This window comes from Rhodococcus sp. SORGH_AS_0303, from assembly GCF_030819335.1.
Classification (GTDB): domain Bacteria; phylum Actinomycetota; class Actinomycetes; order Mycobacteriales; family Mycobacteriaceae; genus Rhodococcoides.
This window is the reverse complement of record NZ_JAUTBO010000001.1, coordinates 467056-486702: the sequence shown is the minus strand read 5'-3', so window position 1 is coordinate 486702 and position 19647 is coordinate 467056. Positions and strand designations below refer to the sequence as shown.

General features: G+C 69.1%; 17 protein-coding genes. 5 read left to right on the top strand and 12 right to left on the bottom strand.

Features of this window, described 5'->3' with window-relative positions; all coding sequences use genetic code 11:
• Nucleotides 1–6: 6 nt before the first annotated feature.
• From QE449_RS02310 to QE449_RS02290, 5 genes are all read right to left on the bottom strand, one after another.
• Complete coding sequence (locus tag QE449_RS02310; protein ID WP_027506151.1) at nucleotides 7–1131, bottom strand: ROK family protein; 1125 nt, start codon at nucleotides 1129–1131, stop codon at nucleotides 7–9.
• Nucleotides 1128–2540, bottom strand: a complete 1413-nt coding sequence (locus QE449_RS02305; RefSeq protein ID WP_027506150.1) for a sugar ABC transporter permease — start codon at nucleotides 2538–2540, stop codon at nucleotides 1128–1130. The genes QE449_RS02310 and QE449_RS02305 overlap by 4 nt, the downstream gene beginning before the upstream one ends.
• Nucleotides 2537–3325, bottom strand: a complete 789-nt coding sequence (locus QE449_RS02300) for an ATP-binding cassette domain-containing protein (RefSeq protein ID WP_037186144.1) — start codon at nucleotides 3323–3325, stop codon at nucleotides 2537–2539. The genes QE449_RS02305 and QE449_RS02300 overlap by 4 nt, the downstream gene beginning before the upstream one ends.
• Nucleotides 3326–3330: 5 nt before the next feature.
• A complete protein-coding gene (locus QE449_RS02295) occupies nucleotides 3331–4449 on the bottom strand; it encodes a sugar ABC transporter substrate-binding protein (protein ID WP_222632227.1) in 1119 nt (372 codons plus the stop codon).
• A gap of 96 nt (nucleotides 4450–4545) precedes the next feature.
• On the bottom strand, nucleotides 4546–5769 hold the full coding sequence (locus tag QE449_RS02290; RefSeq protein WP_307108118.1) for a mandelate racemase/muconate lactonizing enzyme family protein: 1224 nt from the start codon (nucleotides 5767–5769) through the stop codon (nucleotides 4546–4548).
• Nucleotides 5770–6185: 416 nt separating this feature from the next.
• Here QE449_RS02290 and QE449_RS02285 point away from each other — a divergent pair, with 416 nt between their 5' ends.
• Entirely contained in the window at nucleotides 6186–7757 is a 1572-nt protein-coding gene (locus QE449_RS02285; RefSeq protein WP_307108117.1) for an ABC transporter substrate-binding protein, read from the top strand.
• Between the two features lies 1 nt (nucleotide 7758).
• Here QE449_RS02285 and QE449_RS02280 read toward each other — a convergent pair whose 3' ends face one another.
• On the bottom strand, nucleotides 7759–9153 hold the full coding sequence (locus QE449_RS02280; protein WP_307108116.1) for a xylulokinase: 1395 nt from the start codon (nucleotides 9151–9153) through the stop codon (nucleotides 7759–7761).
• A 72-nt stretch (nucleotides 9154–9225) separates the two neighbouring features.
• Between QE449_RS02280 and QE449_RS02275 the strand changes: the two genes are divergently transcribed.
• Entirely contained in the window at nucleotides 9226–9918 is a 693-nt protein-coding gene (locus tag QE449_RS02275) for a TetR family transcriptional regulator (RefSeq protein WP_027506144.1), read from the top strand.
• Here QE449_RS02275 and QE449_RS02270 read toward each other — a convergent pair.
• A complete protein-coding gene (locus QE449_RS02270) occupies nucleotides 9902–11959 on the bottom strand; it encodes an acyltransferase family protein (protein WP_307108115.1) in 2058 nt (685 codons plus the stop codon). The two genes, QE449_RS02275 and QE449_RS02270, sit on opposite strands and share 17 nt — an antisense overlap.
• 165 nt (nucleotides 11960–12124) lie before the next feature.
• Here QE449_RS02270 and QE449_RS02265 point away from each other — a divergent pair, with 165 nt between their 5' ends.
• Nucleotides 12125–13282 (top strand): acyl-CoA dehydrogenase, encoded by a 1158-nt coding sequence (locus QE449_RS02265; protein WP_307108114.1) that lies wholly within the window; start codon nucleotides 12125–12127, stop codon nucleotides 13280–13282.
• Nucleotides 13283–13306: 24 nt separating this feature from the next.
• On the opposite strand, the gene QE449_RS02260 is transcribed toward QE449_RS02265, so the two are convergent.
• From QE449_RS02260 to QE449_RS02250, 3 genes are read right to left on the bottom strand one after another with little or no spacing between them, the layout of a single operon-like run.
• Complete coding sequence (locus tag QE449_RS02260) at nucleotides 13307–13675, bottom strand: RNA-binding S4 domain-containing protein (protein WP_027506141.1); 369 nt, start codon at nucleotides 13673–13675, stop codon at nucleotides 13307–13309.
• Nucleotides 13672–14163, bottom strand: a complete 492-nt coding sequence (locus QE449_RS02255; protein ID WP_307108113.1) for a metallophosphoesterase family protein — start codon at nucleotides 14161–14163, stop codon at nucleotides 13672–13674. Before QE449_RS02255 ends, QE449_RS02260 begins: the two co-directional genes overlap by 4 nt.
• Nucleotide 14164: 1 nt before the next feature.
• Complete coding sequence (locus QE449_RS02250; protein WP_027506139.1) at nucleotides 14165–14923, bottom strand: SDR family oxidoreductase; 759 nt, start codon at nucleotides 14921–14923, stop codon at nucleotides 14165–14167.
• A 104-nt stretch (nucleotides 14924–15027) separates the two neighbouring features.
• Here QE449_RS02250 and QE449_RS02245 point away from each other — a divergent pair, with 104 nt between their 5' ends.
• Complete coding sequence (locus QE449_RS02245) at nucleotides 15028–15432, top strand: VOC family protein (protein WP_307108112.1); 405 nt, start codon at nucleotides 15028–15030, stop codon at nucleotides 15430–15432.
• 54 nt (nucleotides 15433–15486) lie between these two features.
• Here the strand turns inward: QE449_RS02245 and QE449_RS02240 are convergent, their stop codons facing one another.
• The gene (locus QE449_RS02240; protein WP_307108111.1) at nucleotides 15487–17205 is read right to left on the bottom strand and encodes a metallophosphoesterase; all 1719 of its coding nucleotides are present in this window, start codon (nucleotides 17203–17205) and stop codon (nucleotides 15487–15489) included.
• Nucleotides 17206–17325: 120 nt separating this feature from the next.
• Complete coding sequence (locus QE449_RS02235) at nucleotides 17326–18105, bottom strand: 1-acyl-sn-glycerol-3-phosphate acyltransferase (RefSeq protein WP_285186708.1); 780 nt, start codon at nucleotides 18103–18105, stop codon at nucleotides 17326–17328.
• 141 nt (nucleotides 18106–18246) lie between these two features.
• Between QE449_RS02235 and QE449_RS02230 the strand changes: the two genes are divergently transcribed.
• Nucleotides 18247–19644, top strand: coding sequence for an NAD(P)/FAD-dependent oxidoreductase (locus tag QE449_RS02230; protein ID WP_027506135.1), 1398 nt, complete (start codon nucleotides 18247–18249; stop codon nucleotides 19642–19644).
• Nucleotides 19645–19647: the final 3 nt, after the last annotated feature.

Below are 19647 nucleotides of genomic sequence, written 5' to 3'. Positions count from 1 at the left end.
GGCCCACTACAGCCGCTGCAGCACCTCGGCGAAGGCCAGCTCGGCGGCACCGATCACCGAGATCCGCCGACCCAGGCCCGAGACGTGCAGTTCCACCCCGTGCTGGCGTCCGACCAGGCACTCCCCCACGCCCTCGGTGATGCGTGCCATCGCCGAGGGCACCCGGAGAACGTCGGCGAAGAGGCCGCCGAACACGACGACGCGGGGGTCCACCATCGTGACGATGGTGCAGACGCCCGTCTCCAGTGCCTCGATGTAGCTCTCCGGCAGGGCACCCCCGGCGGCGGCGACGTCGGCCAGTGCGCGCCCGATCGCGGACGGCGTCGCGGGTTCCGGCATCGCGAGTGCCCGGCGCAGTGCGTCCTGCCCGACGGACAGCTCCCAGCACCCGTTGCTTCCGCAGCTGCAGAGGCCCCCGCCGGCGGCGGTCCGCATGTGTCCCACCTCGCCGGCGTAGCCACCGGAACCGCCGAGAAGTGATCCGGCGCTGAGTATTCCGGCACCCACACCGAACTCCGCGAAGAGGTAGACCACGTCGTCCACGCCGCGGGCGCATCCGCGGGTGTGTTCCGCGACCACTCCCAGATCGGACTCGTTGGCGACGATGCACCGCACCCCGACCGCCTCACCGATCAGACGACCGAGCGGAACGTCGGTCCAGCCGAGGTTGGGTGCGACGCGCACGAGACCGTCGGCCGACCGCACGAGACCGGGTACGGCGACACACACTGCACGCGGGGCCGATCCCACCCGATGGGTGAGCTCGGTCGCGGCATCGGCGATGCGGCGCACCAGGTCCGCCGGGTCCGGGCCCGCTCCCGCCTCGTAGTCGAGATCCGCCAGAACAGCTGCGCCCCAGCCGATCGCGGAGACGGACAGCCAGTCGACGGCCGCGTCGACCGCGAGTACCCAGGCGGCGGACGGGATGGGGTCGACCACCAGCGACGGCCGGCCGGCCCCGCCACCGGACGACGGATGTTCGGAGACCAGGCCGTCGGCGACGAGGTCGTCGACGAGAGTCTTGACGGTGCTCCGGTTCAGCGAGAGGTCCTCCGCGAGTTCCGCCCTCGTCCGAGCCCCACCGAGGTGGACACTACGGACGAGGGCGGAACGAGCCGGTCGGCCTGTCACCGACCAGTCGGAGCTCGTCGACGCGACAGTGCGTCGACACTGGCCGCGAGCAACAGCACGAGACCGGTGACGATGGAGACCACCGCCGCGGACTGCCCCTGCAGGCGCAGTCCGTTGTCGATCACCGCGATGACGGCAGCACCGATCACCGCGTCCCGCACGCGACCACGTCCACCGAAGAGCGACGTTCCACCGATGACGGCGGCGCCGACGGCGAACAGCAGCGTGTTGCCGCCACCCGCCTGCGGATCCACGGATCCGACCTTGGACGCTGCCACGATGGCGCCGAGTGCCGCGATGGTCGAGCTGACCACGAAGACACTCATGCGGATGCGCCGGACGTCGATACCCGCTCGCCGCGACGCCTCCGCGTTGCCACCCACCGCGTAGACGTGCCGACCGTAGGACGTCCGGTCGAGGACGAACGTGGCGAGCACCAACACGAAGAGCACGATCGGAACGACGTACGGCACACCGGCGATGGAGAGCACCGCCGGGTTGGGGCTGCGGTTCACCGTCATCGCCCACGTGGCGAGGGCGGCGAACACCGTCAGTGCCGCGATCTTGACCAGCAACAGCGACGTCGGGGGAGCCGTCAGTCCCTGCTTCAGCCGAGTGCGCTGGCGCGAGAGGTTGATCGCCGCGAATCCGCCGACGACCACCGCGAACAGCACCCAACTCGCCCACACCGGGAGCGACCGGTTGGCCACCGCGAAGAGCACGGTGTTGTCGGAGATTCCGAGGGTGCCGCCCTCACCGATCAGCTGCAGCACCACACCGCCCCAGGCGAGGAACAGTGCCAGCGTGACCACGAACGACGGGATGCCGACGCGGGAGACGAGGAACCCGGTGAGGCAGCCGATCGAGGCACCGACGCAGATCGCCAGCACGATCTCGATCCACGGATTCGCGGGCACCCCGAGCAGCGCGATGGCGAGTGCGATCGCGGCCGGCACGATGGCCGCCCACAGTCGCGTGATCGCCGCGAGCACTCCGGCCACCACCAGAACGGCGCAGAACGTCAGGAACACACCGGTTCCCATGCCGCCGAGCAGGTTTCCCCCCTCCGTGTAGTGCAGGGCGAGAATCGCCGCCGCCACACCGGAGCCGGTGCCGGCGGAGAGGTCGATCTCACCGAGGAGGAGCACGAACACCAGCCCCATGCCGATCAACGCGGTGGCCGCTCCCTGGGTGAGCAGATTGGCCACGTTGTTGAGGGTGAGGAACTGCCCCGACAGCGACGAGAACACGACGAGCAGGACGACCAGCCCGGCGAGTGCGGGCAGTGCCCCCAGCTCGCCGCCGCGCAGTCGTGCCACGTAGTCGCGTCCGGCGTCGCCGAACGATCGCCGATCGGTGTCCATCGAGAAGTCGGACCGGGCGCGGTCCTGTTCGGGTGCGGCGGTCATATCGTCACCGCCTTCGCCTCGGCCGACGGAAGACCGAGGTCACCGCTGCGGCCGGTCGTGATGAGCTCGACGATGCGTCCGACGGACACGTCCGCCGTGCGCACCTGCGCCGCCATCCGCCCCAGGAACAGGGCGGCGACGGAGTCGGACACCTCGACGACGTCGTTCATGTTGTGGCTGATGAGCAGCACTCCCACACCCGAGTCCGCGAGGCGGCGAACGAGGTCGAGGACCTGTCGCGTCTGCGCGACTCCCAGTGCGGCCGTGGGCTCGTCGAGCAGCACCACCTTCGACTCCCAGAGCACCGACTTGGCGATGGCGACGGTCTGCCGCTGTCCACCGGACAGCGACGCGACCGGGGTGCGCACCGACTTGACGGTGCGCACCGACAGCGACGCGAGGGTGTCGCGCGCCGCCTGTTCCATCGATGCCTCGTCGAGCAGACCCTTGGCCGTACGCTCACGGCCGAGGAACATGTTCTGCACGATGTCGAGGTTGTCGCACAGGGCGAGGTCCTGGTACACGACCTCGATACCCAGCGCCGCAGCCTCTTTCGGATTCGACACCGACACCGGCTCGCCGCCGAAGCGGACCTCGCCGGAGTCGGTGCCGTGAATTCCTGCGATGCACTTGATCAGCGTGGACTTGCCCGCGCCGTTGTCACCGACCAGTGCAGTGACCTCTCCTGCCCTGATCGTCAGATCGACATCGTGCAGGACGTGCACCGGACCGAAACTCTTGTTGATGCCCTGCAACTGCAGGACGGGCTCTCCCGCGGCGGTCATGGTGGTCAGGAGATTCCCGCGTCCGCGCAGGCCTGAGCCACGTCGCCACTGCACAACGCGTCCGCCGAGACGGCGCCGCCGTCGACGGCGACCTTGACGTTGTCGCGCGTGATGGTGACCGGGTCCAGCAGGACCGACTTCACCTGACGGTTGCCCTCGGGGTCCTCCGACGTCGCCGTCGCCTTGGCGTCGGCAGCGGCGGTGTCACCCTTGGCGAGGTCGATGGCGAGCTCGGCGGCAGCGGCCGCCTCCTTCGCGACGTCCTTGTAGACGGTCATGCACTGGTCGCCGCGGAGCACGGCCTTCAGTCCGTCCTCGGTGGCGTCCTGACCGGTGACCGGCACGGTGCCGTTCAGGCCGTTCTTCTGCAGGACCGTGATGACGGCGCCCGCGAGTCCGTCGTTGGCGGCGAGAACGCCGTCGACCTTGCCGCCGTTGGCGGTGAGCAGCTGCTCGAAGGTGGTGCCGCCGACCTGGTTGTCCCACTCGGGGATGGCCTGGTCGCCCGCGAGGCGCAGGTCGCCGGAGTCGTACTTCGGCTGCAGCACCTCGAGCGCGCCGGCCTTGAACAGCGTGGCGTTGTTGTCGGTCGGCGAGCCGTTGATCTGGATGATCTGCGCGCCGGGCTTCGCGCCCACGCAGTCCACCAGGCCCTGACCCTGCAGGTTGCCGACGGTGGTGCTGTCGAAGGAGACGTAGTAGTCGGCCGAGCCGCCGAGGGTGAGTCGGTCGTAGTCGATGGTGGCGACGCCCGCTTCGGTGGCCTTCTTCTGCACGGCGGCACCGGACTCGGACGAGAGATTGCTCATCAGGATGACCTTCGCACCCTGGCTGATCATCGAGTCGGCGATGGACGAGAACTTGGTGGTGTCGCCCTCCGCGTTCTGGATGATCGGATCGAGACCCGCGTCGCTCAGCGCCTTCTGCAGGAGCGGTCGGTCCTGCGACTCGTAGCGTGCGGACGACTTGGTGTCGGGCAGGATGACGCCGACCTTGGTGCCGCCGTTGCCGGATCCGCCGGAGTCTCCGCTGCCGCTGTCGCTGCTGGAGTTGCTGCCACACGCGGTGAGTGCCATGACCAGACCGATACCCGCCGCGGTGAGGGCGAGCCTTGTGTTCTGCATCGATCGTCCCTTCGGTTGTATGTTGCGGAGCACAACATATTCCTTCAGGTGTGATCTGGGCAATAGGCTGTCCGACAAGGTGACGCCGGTCACTCTTCAGCGATCGACGTGCACCTCCGCCACGGTCCACGCGTGCGCCTGCTCGCTCAGGGTGAAGCCGAGGCCAGGACGTTCGGACAGGTGCATCCGCCCGTCCCGCGTCTCCAGGTGCTCCTCGAACAGCGGATCCAACCAGTCGAAGTGCTCCACCCAGGTCTGCAGAGGATAGGCAGCCGCGAGATGCAGGTGGATCTCCATCGCGAAGTGCGGCGCCATCTGCAGGCCGTGATGCTCGGCGAGTCCTGCGAGCTTCAGGAACTGCGTGATCCCACCGATGCGCGGCGCGTCGGGCTGGATGATGTCGACGGACCCGGCCTCGATCAGGCGCACGTGCTCGCCGACACTGGCCAGCATCTCACCGGTCGCGATGGACGTGTCGAAGGTCCGCGCGAGCATGGCGTGGCCCTCGGCGTCGTAGGCGTCGAGTGGTTCCTCGATCCACACCAGATCGAACTGTTCGAGAATGCGGCACATCCGGGTCGCCGTCGGTCGGTCCCACTGCTGGTTCGCGTCGACCATCAGGGGCACGTCGTCACCCAGGTGCTCGCGCACTGCGGTCACCCGAGCGATGTCCTGGCGCCAGTCCGGCTGTCCCACCTTCAGTTTGATACCGCCGATGCCGGCCGCGAGAGACGCGGTCGCGTTCTCCAGCACCTCCTCGATCGGGGTGTGCAGGAAGCCGCCGGACGTGTTGTACGTCTGCACGGCATCACGGGTGGAGCCGATCAGTTTCGCGAGCGGGAGCCCGGCGCGCTTCGCCTTCAGGTCCCACAGTGCGATGTCGACGGCCGCGATCGCCTGGGTGGCGACGCCGCTGCGACCGACGGAGGCACCGGCCCAGACGAGAGAGCTCCAGATCTTACCGATGTCACTGGGATCCTGACCGATCAGCACAGGCGCGATCTCTCGCGCGTGGGCGAACTGCGCAGGGCCGCCGGCACGTTTGGAGTAGCTGAACCCGATGCCCTCGTGCCCCTGCTCGGTGCGTATCTCGACGAAGAGGAACACCACCTCCGTCATCGGCTTCTGCCGTCCGGTCAGCACTTTCGCGTCGCTGATCGGTGTGGCCAGAGGGAGAACGACGGAGCGCAGGGTGACGTCCGCGATGCGATCGATCGTGGCGGCCCCGGGCGCGAGCGCACGAACGGCCGCGTCGGGCGCGGTGAGCCCGCTGGTCGGCCGGGTGGTGCTGCGCTCGGGGGTCTCTCGCGTGTCGGTCACAGTCGGCTCCTCCATCGGGTACGTGGTCCAGCTCACACGCTAGAAGCCGCACTGATGCGCGTCCAACACTGATGTCGCATCGGTCGATGCCGACCGAGCATCACTGCATGTCCCGACGAGTGGCGCTCCGGTCGCACCACATCGGCATCGAACGATGCGGAAATCGCATGTGTCGGTTCACGATCCGGACCGGTCGATCTCTGACCACGTATCGCCGCAGGTGGGTGACTCGAGCGGCGTCGGCGTCGTCGCCTCGATGGTGACGCGGACGGTCTCGACGACGGCTCGACGCCGTTGACGACCTCGACAACCGCTCCTACGTTGTGTCCACCGTCACAGGATCCGATCACCACAGCCCACCTGTCCGGTGTCACTCGAATCCCCCGTCCACTCGGACGTCATACCCGGAGGTCGACATGAGCCCTGCACCGCGACACCGATCCGGGACGCTCGCAGGCGTGCTCGTCCTCGCGCTCACCGCCTCGGCGTGCTCCGTGGCCAACACGGACCGCAGCTCGGTCACCGATCCGGACACCCTGCGCATCGTCCTGAGTCAGGAACCCCCGACGCTCGAGGCGTGCGACGTCTCGCAGACCTCGATCGGCGTCGTCACGCGGTCGAACATCACCGAACCTCTCATGGAGCGGAACCCCACCACCGGTGATCTCGAACCCAAGCTTGCCGACTCCTGGGAACAGAACTCCGACCGCCAGTGGACGTTCCGTCTGCACCCCGGAGTCACCTTCAGCGACGGTCGACCGTTCGAGGCCGCGGACGCCGCGCACTCCATCGAGCGCACCGTGAACTCCGACATCGGATGCAACGTCGAGGGATACGTGTTCGGCGACGCCGATCTGACCGTGGCCGTCGTCGATCCGCTGACCCTGACGGTGGCAGCGCCGAACCCGGATCCCATCCTCCCGCTGCGGATCTCGTTCGTGGAGATGGTCCCACGCACCGCCAGCATCACGGAACGCGAGCGGGAACCGGTCGGCACCGGACCGTTCGCTCTCGACACCTGGGACTACGGCCAGCGGCTGACCCTGGTGCGCAACGATCGGTACTGGGGGCCTCGGCCGGAGTTCGCCCGTGCCGTCTACCAGTGGCGCAGCGAAGGCAGCATCCGCGCGTCGATGGTCTCGGGAGACGAGGCCGACATCGCGACCGGTATCGGACCGGAGGACGGTGCCGGGGACCTGGGTGTGGCCTACCCGAACAACGAGACCACCGCGGTTCGGATCCAGGTCCGGGAGCCACCCCTGGACGACATCCGGGTGCGGCAGGCGATCAACTATTCCATCAACCGGAACGGCATCGTGCACGCCCTCTTTCGCGATCTGGGACGCCCGGCGGCCCAGTTGGTCTCGCCGGGAGTCGTCGGGTACGACGACGATCTCGAGGCGTGGCCGTACGACACGGAGAAGGCGCGAGCACTGCTCGACGAGGCACGAGCGGACGGCGTGCCGGTCGATGCGAAGATCCGACTGATCGGCCGTACCGGTCAGTTCCCGAAGGTCAACGAGACCCTCGAGGTCGTCCAGAACGCACTGTCCGAACTGGGCATGAACATCTCGATCGAGATGATGGACTCGGCCGGTACGTCGCAGTACCAGGAGCGCCCCTTCCCCGCCGACGCAGGCCCGTACCTCCTGGTCATCCAGCACGGCAATCAGGCGGGTGACTCGGCCTTCACCGTCGACCAGTACTTCACGAGTGACGGATTCCAGAGTGCCTACGGAACACCGGAGTTCGACGCGGAGATCGCCGCGGCCGGCCAGCTCACGGGTGACGCCCGGCAGGATGCGTACGCCCGCCTCTTCGAGGAGGAGCCGACGAAGATCATGCAGATGGCCTACATCGCGCACATGGAGGGCGTGCTGGCGAAGTCGGACAGAGTCGACTACACACCCGACTCGGCCACCGTCGACGAGATGCACCTCGCTGCCATGACCCACGCCGACGACGAGTCGAACGCTACGGGGCGCTGACCTACCCGGCACCCTCCGTCAGGTCCCGCACCTCGGCGTAGCGTTCGCGCACCGCCGGGGTCGGGTCCGCCTCGTACCGGGGAATGTCCGCCGCGGCCCAGGTGGGCGGTTCGGCCCCGCCGGACAGCACCCAGGCCGCCTGGCGCGCGGCCCCGTCGGCCACGTACTCACCGGGCGGCGGGACGTCGACGGGCATGCCGAAGACTCCCGGCGCGAGGACGCGCACCGCCTCGGATTTCGCGCCCCCTCCGACGAGCAGCACTCGCGACACGGTCGCACCCTGCGCCACCAGGTGGTCGATCCCGTCGGCGAGACTGCACAGCAGACCCTCGATCGCGGCGCGCGCGAGGTGCGCCGGGGTCGAATTACCCAGGCGCAGGCCATGAATCGCGCCGGTCGCGTCGGGCCGGTTCGGTGTGCGCTCCCCCTCGAGGTACGGCACCATGACCAGGCCCTGGCTCTCCGTGGACAGCGCGAGCCGCGACAGCTCGTCGTGGTCGACGCCGAGCAGGCGCGCGGTCGCATCGAGCACGCGCGCGGCGTTCAGCGTACAGACGAGAGGCAGTTGACGACCGGTGGCGTCGGCGAAGCCGGCCACCAGTCCCGACGGGTCGCGAGGAGCCACGGTGGACACGGCCGAGACGACGCCGGACGTGCCGATGGAGACCACCAGGTCACCCTCGCCGGCACCCAGAGCCAGTGCCGCAGCGGCATTGTCACCGGTTCCGGGCCCGATGGCCGCGCCTCCGGAAGTCGTGCCGATCCGTGTCGAGGGCGCCGCCACGGTGGGCACGTGCGGGGTGCGCCCGCGTAGCGCGAGACCGAGCAGATCGACGCGGTACTCGTTCGTGGCCGCCGAGAAGTATCCCGTGCCGCTGGCGTCACCCCGATCCGTGGCCAGGGCGTCGAGTCCACGAGCACCGCCGAGGCGCCAGGACAGCCAGTCGTGCGGAAGACAGACTGCCGCAGTGCGATCGGCGTTCTCCGGCTCGTGATCCGCGAGCCACCGCAGCTTTGCCGCGGTGATGGACGCGACCGGCACCACGCCCACGGCGTCGGCCCACTCCTGGCCTCCACCCAGCTCGGTCACCAGGTCGCGCGCCGACTCGGCGGAGCGAGTGTCGTTCCACAGCAACGCCGGTCGGACGGTCTCGCCCGCCTCGTCGAGACACACCATGCCGTGCTGCTGCGCTCCGACGGAGACCGCGTCGACGCCGTCCATTCCACCGGCGTCCGCGAGAGCGGTCTCGAGAGCCTCGTGCCACCGGGCCGGGTCGATCTCGGTGCCGTCGGGATGGCCGGCCCGACCGTGGCGGACCAGCTCACCGGAATCCGCGTCCCGAACAACGATTTTGCACGACTGGGTGGACGAATCGACACCCATCACCAACGCCACGACCTCGTCCCTTCACCGTCACGTGCGTTCCGGCAGCTCACCGGTCCGAGCAGTTCACGCTACCGTGAAGCCATGGCCGCCCACGACGAACCGCGAGAAACCGAGGACGCCCGGTTTCGCCTCGAGGTCATGGGTGCGGCGCTGGAGCTCTTCGAGAGCAAGGGGTACGAGGCCACCACGGTCGACCAGATCGCGGAGAGCGCGGGGCTGTCGCGCCGCACGTTCTTCCGGCAGTTCCGGTCCAAGGAGGACGTGGTCTTCCTCGACCACGACGCCACCCTCGCCCATGTGCAGGACTTCCTGGGAACGACCGACCTCGACCCGTACGACGCCGTGTGCGAGGCCGCCGCGCGCGTGTTCGCCCGGTTCTCCGGCACGCCGGACACCACCCGTCGCCGCTACCGCGTCCTGCAGACGGTGCCCGCCCTGCGCGAGCGCGAACTGGTGATGGTGCTGCGGTACGAGCGCGTCTTCGTCGACACCCTGCGCCGCGGCGCCCCGACGCAGGAGCCGCTCTCCCTGGTGCAGTTCGCCGCCGCGGTCACGGCGACGCACAACTACCTGCTGCGTACGTGGCTTCGCGACGGGGCCCGAGTGGAGGTCGAGGACGTCCGGCGCGCCCTCGGGGCGGTGAAGCGGCGGTTCGTCACCGACACCGCGGGAGACCGGCCCACCGCACTCGTGTTACCGCCGGGGACGTCGGTCGCGGACGTCACGACCCTGCTCGCGCAGCACTTCGGGGACGGTCTCACCACCACCCCGTGACCTCGCCGAGCGTGCTGTCGACCACCGGCACGAGCGACCGGACGTACGTCGCCGACAGGTGGTGGGAATCGTGGTAGACCAGCACGTTTCCTTCGATGACGCGACACACGTCGGGACCGCAGACCGCATCGGAGAAGTCGACGGGAACCACCGAGGGGAACGGCAGCGACGCGGCGCGGGCCGGATCGATCTCGGACAGGACCTCGCTGCGCGGCAGTCCGCACGACTCGCTGTCGCCGCCGTCGGCAAGGCAGTCCGCGGCGCGATACGGGACGCCCTCCCGGCTGAGCCACGGAGTGTCCCGCACGGCCACGACGGGAAGGGCGAGCGCGGACAAGCGTGCCCAGACGTCGAGGTACGCGTCGGGTGTGACGTCGCCGAACTCCGTGGGGCTCGGCCGCGTCGAAGTGGTGAACACCCAGTCGGGGCGGTCCGACGCGAGGATGTCGAGCACGTCCGAGGACCAGTCCCGGCAGTCCGGGTAGGGCAGATCCACCAGGAGCGGCTCGCCGATGTCGAGCGGGCACCCCATCTTGAGGTAGGTGACCACGGCGAACCCGCGATCCCGGCCGATCCGGTCGAGTGCGGGGAGCCAGTGCTCGGCGTGCGATCCCCCGGCCAGGGCAAGGGTGCGCGTCGCGTCGGAATCGCCGTACACGCACGAGATCACCTCGCGCTGCGTCATGTCCGCGATGCAGCCGTCCAGCGTCGACTGCGGCAGGTCCAGGTCCGCATCGAGCACGGCGGGTCGCATCGGAGCGTCCGGCACGGGCACACCGTCGACGAGCGCGAGCGCCCCCGGGTAGCGATCGTCGGCGCTCACGTCGGCGGTCGGTCGGGCCGTCGCCCGATCGAGGTAGCCCTGCCAGGTCGCGCTCGCCGCGGCCAGGCCGATCGCTCCGACGGTCACCAGGGCGGTGAGGACGCCGCGGCCCGCGCCCCGACGGTGCACCGGCTCCTCCACCCACGAGCGCGTGGCGACGGCCAGGGCGATCGAGACGACCACCACGGCGGATCCCGTCACCACGGTCACCGAGTGCCCGGTACCGAGCACCGCGATGAGGATCGGCCAGTGCCACAGGTACAGCGGGTAGGCGATGGAGCCGAGGAACTGCAGTGGGCGGGACTCGAGAGCGCGGATCACGGCCGGTGCTCGTGACTCGGGAGCACCCGCACCGGCAAGCACCAGCAGCATCGCGGCCCCGACCGGCACCAGCGCGGCAGGACCGGGGAACTGCGCCGCACCGTCGACGAGGAACCCACAGCCCACCAGTGCGGCGAGCCCGACGACGGCGGACGCGGCCCGTAACGCGGCCGGCAGCACGACCCGACCGATCACCAGCCCGGCGATCGCGCCGACCGCGAGTTCCCACGTCCGCGCCCCGGTGTCGTAGTAGGCCCACCCCTGGTGGGTGCGGCCGATGTCGGCCGCATAGGCGAACGACACCGCGGCGGCGACCGCGAGCACCGACACCAGCACCGGTGTGGTCAGGTCCCGACGACCACACCGACGGCACGCCGCGGCGACGAGGAACACCACGGCCGTGACACCGACGTAGAACTGCACCTGCACGGACATCGACCACAGGTGCTGGAGAGGACTGACCGACAGATCGGCCGCCGCGTAGTCGGACGCGGTCCGCGCGAGCTCCCAGTTCTGGACGTACGCCAGCGACGCGAGGAACTGCCGCGTCGTCGCGTCCCACATCGTGAAGGGTCGGTCCCACACGGTCCAGAGGGCCACCGCGCCGAACACCACCACCGCCGCGGGGTACAGGCGTCGGGCGGTGCGGACGACGAGGGGCCGCAGGACCGGACCGTCGGCTCGCTCGACGCGGCGCAGCACCATCGACGTGAAGAAGAAGCCGGACAGGACGAGGAAGACGTCGACACCGCCCGAGACCCTGCCGAACCAGATGTGGAAGACGACCACGAGGGCGATCGCCAGCCCACGGAGACCGTCCAGATCGACGCGGTGGCCCGGCCTGCGCGCGCCGACTGCCCGGGCACCCGGCGCACGGGTCGTCGCCTGGTGGTGCACGACCACCAGAATAAGGGACGGACGGTACGGGTCCGGAGCACCCACACGTGACCAGTGACACCAAGTGCCACGCAGCCATGGTCACCGGCCGGTCGGTCCGGTACGCTGGCCTCATTCCGTGACACCGAGTGCCACGACCCTCTCACCACGACGAACGGACATCCCATGGCCGGCAACCCCAGCTTCGACCTCTTCCAGCTCGCCGACGAGCACAACGAGCTCCGCGACGCCATCCGCGCACTCTCCGAGAAGGAGATCGCGCCGTACGCCACCGAGGTCGACGAGCAGGAGCGCTTCCCCGAGGAGGCCCTGAAGGCCCTCAACGCCTCCGGCTTCAACGCGGTGCACATTCCCGAGGAGTACGGCGGCCAGGGCGCCGACTCCGTCGCGGCCTGCATGGTGATCGAGGAGGTCGCCCGCGTGTGCGGTTCCTCCTCCCTGATCCCCGCCGTGAACAAGCTCGGCACCATGGGCCTCATCCTCAGCGGCAACGAGGAGCTCAAGCAGAAGGTGCTGCCCTCCATCGCCGAGGGCGAGATGGCCTCCTACGGACTGTCCGAGCGTGAGGCGGGCTCCGACGCCGCCGGCATGAAGACCCGCGCCAAGGCGGACGGCGACGACTGGATCCTGAACGGCTCGAAGGCCTGGATCACCAACGCCGGCAAGTCGACCTGGTACACCGTCATGGCCGTCACCGATCCCGAGAAGAAGGCCAACGGCATCTCGGCGTTCATGGTGCACAAGGACGACGAGGGCTTCTCTGTCGGCGAGAAGGAGCGCAAGCTCGGCATCAAGGGCAGCCCCACCCGCGAGCTGTACTTCGAGAACTGCCGCATCCCCGGAGACCGCATCATCGGTGAGCCCGGCACCGGCTTCAAGACGGCACTCGCGACGCTCGACCACACCCGTCCCACCATCGGCGCGCAGGCCGTCGGCATCGCGCAGGGCGCTCTCGACGCGGCCATCGCGTACACCAAGGACCGCAAGCAGTTCGGCAAGGCCATCAGCACGTTCCAGGGCGTCGAGTTCATGCTCGCCGACATGGCGATGGAGATCGAAGCGGCCCGCCTCATGGTGTACTCGGCGGCCGCTCGCGCCGAGCGCGGCGAGAAGAACCTCGGTTTCATCTCCGCTGCGTCCAAGTGCTTCGCGTCCGATGTCGCCATGAAGGTGACCACCGACGCGGTCCAGCTCTTCGGCGGCGCCGGCTACACCCGCGACTTCCCCGTCGAGCGCATGATGCGCGACGCGAAGATCACGCAGATCTACGAAGGCACCAACCAGATCCAGCGCGTCGTCATGTCGCGGGCGCTGCTGCGCTGACGCCGGTGGCGGGACCGCCGTGCGTCACTCGCTCGGCGGTGCCGCCCGCAACCGGTCGATCTCGCGCCGGTCCCGCTTCGTCGGCCTCCCGGCTCCGCGATCGCGAACGGGCACCGCGGCGAACAGTTCCCGTGGCGGTGGGGGCGGGCTCCGGTCGATGTAGCACGCCACCGCGGCCGGGGCTCCCACTCGCTTGTTCACGAGCTGAGTGACCTCGACGATCTTCTCGAATCCCCCTGCGCGGATGCGTACCTCGTCACCGGGCACTACGTGCTGCGCCGGCTTGGCGGCGCTGCCGTTGATCTTCACGTGTCCGCCGCGGCACGCCGACGCGGCGGCGGAGCGCGTCTTGAACAGCCGCACCGACCACGTCCAGGCGTCGATGCGCGTCACAGCTCGTGCACCACGACGTCCGAGACGGCACCGCCGCTCAGGGTCAGCGCAATGTAGGTGCAGTGCGGTTGCCGCCGACGGTCGGTCGGCGAACCCGGGTTGAGCAGGCGCATCCCGTTGTCGGACAGCGTGTCCCACGGAATGTGGCTGTGCCCGAACACGAGCAGGTCGGTGTCCGGGAACTGCGCGTCCATCCGCTTCTCCCGTCCCCCCTTCGCCCCTGTCTCGTGCGTGACGACCATGCGCACACCCTCCACCGTCCGCCGTGCGACCTCCGGCAACCGCGCACGGAGATCGTCACCGTCGTTGTTGCCCCAGCAGGCGAGCAGATCGGTCGACCGTTCCTCGAGCGCGTCCAGCAATGACGGCGCCATCCAGTCACCCGCGTGCACCACCAGGTCGGCCGCGTCCACCGCGTCCCACACCGCGGCGGGCAGATCCCGCGCGCGGGTGGGGACGTGGGTGTCGGCGAGCAGCAGCAACTTCACGTCAGTCTTTCGGCCCGCCCGCGACGTACACGACCTGGCCGGACACGAATCCTGCACCCTCACTGCAGAAGAAGGATGCCGTGTGGGCGATGTCCTCGGGCTGACCGATGCGGTTGACCGGGATCTGCGACGCGGCACCCTTCTTGAAGTCCTCGAACGGCACGCCGACGCGCTCGGCCGTCGCCGCCGTCATCTCCGTCTCGATGAAACCGGGTGCGATCGCGTTGACGGTGACGTTGTAGCGGCCCAGCTCGATGGCGAGGGTCTTGGTGAAGCCCTGCATGCCGGCCTTGGCGGCCGCGTAGTTGGCCTGACCGCGGTTGCCCAGCGCCGAGGTGGACGACAGGTTGACGATGCGTCCCCACTTGGCCTCGACCTGATGCTTCTGCACCTCGCGGGACATGAGGAACGATCCGCGCAGATGCACGCCGAGCACGGCGTCCCAGTCGTCGACCGACATCTTGAAGAGAAGATTGTCGCGCAGGATGCCGGCGTTGTTCACCAGCACCGTGGGCGCCCCGAAGTCGGTGGCGATGCGCTCGACCGCAGAGACGACCGACTGCTCGTCCGCGACGTTCGCGCCGACGGCGATGGCCTGACCACCGGCTGCGGTGATCGCATCGACCGTGCCGGCACACGCCGCCTCGTCGAGATCGACGACGGCGACACCGAAGCCGTCCGCGGCGAGACGTCGGGCGACGGCGGCACCGATTCCTCGCGCACTTCCCGTGACGATTGCTGTCCTGACCTGCTCGCTCACGACTACCCTCTTTCTCATCTCGGCCCCGAAACCCCGCGGCTCCCACTCTTTCTATCAAGTCACAGGAGTCGGCGGACCACCCCTGCTCGAGAAAGAGGCTCACCATGACGACCCGACTGAATCCGTACCTGTCGTTCCGGGACACGGCGCGGGAGGCGATGGAGTTCTATCGCACCGTGTTCGGCGGAGAACTCACGCTGTCGACGTTCGGTGACTCGGGCATGCCTGTCGAGGAGTCCGAGTCGGGCAACGTCATGCACGGTCAGCTCGACACCCCGAGCGGCTTCACGCTGATGGGCGCCGACACTCCGTCGTCGATGGAGGTGAGCACAAACGGCACGGTGTCCCTGAGCGGCGACGACGAGGCAGAACTGCGCGGCTACTGGGACGCGCTCGCCGCGGGCGGCACCCTCGGCGTCCCGCTCGAGACGGCCCCGTGGGGCGACACCTTCGGGATACTCACCGACCGGTTCGGGATCGGCTGGATGGTGAACATCGCCGGCAGCTAGCTGCCGACGGTCACATGGCCGGCAGCTAGCTGCCGACGGTCACATGGCCGGCAGCTAGCTGCCGAACGCGAGCGGCAGGTCGCGACGGAACGTCACCTCGTCGAACTCCCGCCCGTACTCGTCGACCGCGGCGATGCGCATCCGACTCGGTGTGATGCCGGGGATCCCGGGCGTCACGTACGCGCGGACGAACGAATAGTTGCGGAATCGCACCCGTGACCAGGTGAGCGACTCGGGCACCTTCGAGCCGTCCGCGGCGACGACGTAGCTGTTCGGCACCGACGTGTCGGCCACCTCGTTGCCGCGGTAGCTCTCGGGTTCGCCGTCCTGGAACCCGTAACGCGGGCGCCCACCGCCGCCCACCGTGTAGTAGACGGTGCCGTCCGAGACGGAGGTGACCTCCGACCGGTCACCGGCGACGCGGGTCGGCGACCCGCCGCGGATCGGATCGGACCGCTCGAACACGTGGTTGTGCGCCTGCAGCACCACATCGACGTGGTACCGGTCGAAGAGCCCCGCCCACGCACTGCGGACGCCGCCGTCGCTCGCGTGGTCCTTCGTCGTCGAGTACGCGCAGTGGTGGAAGAAGCAGACGATGAAGTCGACGGCCGGATCGGCCCGGTAGCGCGCCAGGGTCGACTCCACCCATCCCGTCTGACGTCCGCCGCTGTAGCCCGTGTTCGCGCGGATCTCGTTCGAGACGTCGTTGGCGTCGAGCGAGAGCACGGCGACGTTGCCGTGGACGAACGAGTAGACCGACGGGCACCCGGCGGGGCCGTTGTCCGGCTGGTCCAATCGAGCTGCGTGGCCGCCGTACCCGTTCGGCCCGTACAGCGCCTCCATGTCGTGATTTCCGGTCGCGAAGAGCCAGGGCGTCGACGCCGCGCTCTGCTCGATCGCCGCGAGGTAGCCGTCCCAGACGTACGGGTTGAACTTGTCGAAGGCCTTGTCGACGGTGCCGCCACTGGGTACGAAGCGAGGAGTGCGGCCCTGTCCCGACGGGTCCGCGTACGCGATGTCGCCCGCGAGGATGTGGAAGTCGGGCCGCGAGTCGGCGATCTGGCGCACGATGTTGGCCGCGTGCTTGGCCGACGGCTCGTTGTCGGGCTTGTAGTACAGATCGTCGTAGTCACCGGGCTTCAGGCCGGGAGGCTGGGTCGGCGTCTCGTCGACGCCTTGATCTCCCATCATCGTGAACCGGAACGGTGCGAGCCGGCCCGGCGGCAGAGCCGGTGCGGCACTGCGGACATCGCTGACGTAGCCGTCGGCGGTGCGCCACCGGTAGTAGTGCGGAAGACGCGGAGTGAGCCCGTCCACCGGAACGTGCACGTAGAACTGCTCGGCCGCCAGGATGCCGCCGTCGGACCGCGGTACCTGGCTCACCAGGTTGCGCACCTCGGCCGACGTCGTGGCGCCCAGTGCCGGGGTCGGACCGTGGTCGAGAAACACCCCGGTGAGTCCGGGATTGCGGGAGAGCTGCGCCGAGAACCGGAGCTGCGTCGCGGCGTCGGAGCCGAAGGAGAGATGCCGTCCTCCGACGGTCAGCGGCGCGTCCTGCGCGTAGGCGACGCGATTCCAACCGGGGTTTCCCACCCCGGCCGCCGCGGCGACGGCGGCAGCACCCACGAGGAAGTTGCGACGGGACACCCGATGGCGACGGAGATTGCTCAGGTGCCAGTCGTGCTGCTCGGCGATGGAAGCGTTCGCCGCGATGTGGGCGGGGACTCCTGTGTCGACGATCTCCCCGGCCGGATTCAGTGCGTTCTCCACCATGGAGACGACGCTGCTCCCGTCACCTCGACGTCAGGCGCACGGCAGGCGAGCAGGAGCCGAACCGAATGTGAACAACGATGCAGCACATGACATTTCGGTCCGACCGGACAAAACCACCAGTCAGTACTGGCGGACCGACAACTCCACGGCCACCTGAAGGTACTCGGCGACGGTGCGCGCGATGGAGACCGGCTTGTCGGGGAGCACGATGTCCGGCACGTCGATGTGCACGCTCGCCGAGCGGTACCTGCCGGGCGGCGGTCCGTAGTGCAGCCCCATCACCACGAGCCTCGGTTCGACGCCGCGAGTCCGTGCGCGCGCGACGATGTGCCCGATCCCGCTCCCGACGTGCTGGAGCACTGTCGGATCACCGTCGTTGCACGTGCCCTCCGGGAAGATCGCGAGATCGTCACCACGAGAAAGCCTTTCGGCACACACGTCCATCATGAGATTGCCGGCCCGAGACACGGCGCGCAGACCGTGGTCGCGGCTGCGGAACACCGGGATGCCGCCCATCATCTCGATGCGACGTCGTTGCGACGTCCGCTCGGCGATGCGGCGGGTCCGCGGGCGGTTCGGTTCGGTCTCGACGAACAGCTCGTCCTTGGCCAGGACGCGGGTGCGGCCGATGACGGGTCGCAGCGCGCTGGACCACGCGGCGGCGGCGACCGTGTACGGGTCGGTCTCGCTGACGTGGTTCACGGCCAGGATGAACCGCGTGTCGTCGTAGATGAGGGAGCGGAGGCGTTCGCGAGCACCGTCGCCGTACCGGACGCGGGGTCGGAACCGTCCGGCGAGAGCCCCGTAGGCGAGCCGCGTGACGCGTCGATTCTGCTGATGCTCCCGGTAGTACTCGTACACGGCGTCGGCGTTCTCGAGGGCGACCACGGGGCGATCCATGCTCGAATCGTAGGCGTTCGCCCTGTTCCACCTATTTGTTCTGACAAATCGAGCGCGCCGTGTATGGTCTGGGTCACAGACGGAAACCCCGTCGGAGGCGGACCCGCAGGTCGGCCACGTGAAGTGAGAGGAACGGGCACCGTGACCACCACCACAGCCCCGCACCGCGTCGTCGTCGTCGGCTCCGGATTCGGCGGCCTGTTCGCGACCAAGGCCCTGCGCCGCAGCGACGTCGACGTGACGATCGTGGCGCGCACCGCGCACCACCTCTTCCAGCCGTTGCTCTACCAGGTGGCCACCGGGATCCTCTCCGAGGGCGAGATCGCGCCCTCCACCCGTCTCATCCTCAAGAACCAGGCGAATGCCGCCGTCGTGCTCGGCGACGTCACGGAGGTGGACCTCGAGGCGCGCACCGTCGTCTCGGTCAGCCGTGGCCGCGTCACCGTCACTCCGTACGACAGCCTCGTCGTCGCCGCGGGCGCCGGCCAGTCCTACTTCGGCAACGATCACTTCGCCGAGTTCGCCCCCGGCATGAAGACGCTCGACGACGCCCTCGAGCTGCGCGGGCGCATCATGAACGCGTTCGACGCCGCCGAACTCACCACCGACCCCGTCGAGCGCGCACGGCTGCTCACGTTCGTCGTCGTCGGCGCCGGCCCCACGGGTGTCGAGATGGCGGGCCAGATCGCCGAGCTCTCGCGCCGCACCCTCGCCGGAACGTTCCGCACGATCGACAGCCGCGACGCCCGCGTGATTCTGCTCGACGCGGCCCCGAAGGTGTTGCCGCCCTTCGCCGACTCGCTGGGCGAGAATGCTCGACGACGTCTCGAGAAGGTCGGCGTCGAGGTCGAGCTGGGCGCCGCGGTCACCGACGTCGACGCCGACGGATTATCTGTCCGCGACAGCGACGGCACCGAGCGCCGCATCGAGTCCTCCTGCAAGGTCTGGTCGGCCGGTGTCTCCGCGAGCCCGCTCGCGGCACAGCTCGCGGCGAAGTCCGGGGCCGAGGTGGACCGCGCGGGCCGCGTGCTCGTCGAGGCCGATCTGACACTGCCGGGCCACCCCGAGGTCTTCGTGGTCGGCGACATGATGGCGCGCGACAAGCTCCCCGGCGTCGCCCAGGTGGCGATCCAGGGCGGCCGCTACGCCGCGCGGTGCATCACTGCCGACGTCCGCGCCGCTGCCACCGACACACCGCGCCCCGAGCGCACCCCGTTCCGCTACCGCGACAAGGGCAGCATGGCGACCGTGACGCGATTCTCGGCCGTGGCGCAGGTGGGACCCGTCAAGATCACCGGCTTCCTGGCATGGCTGATGTGGCTCGCGGTGCACCTCGTCTACATCGTCGGATTCAAGAGCCGACTCACCACCGTCTTCAACTGGACGTGGACGTTCCTCGGCCGAGCGCGCACCCAGCTGACCGTCACGCAGCAGCAGATGCACGCGCGCACGGCACTCGGCAGGCTCGTCGTGCTCGAGGACGCCCGCCGGGAGCGGGACGCGGGAGCCCCGGCACGCGAGGACGCTCGCGCCAGCTGAGTA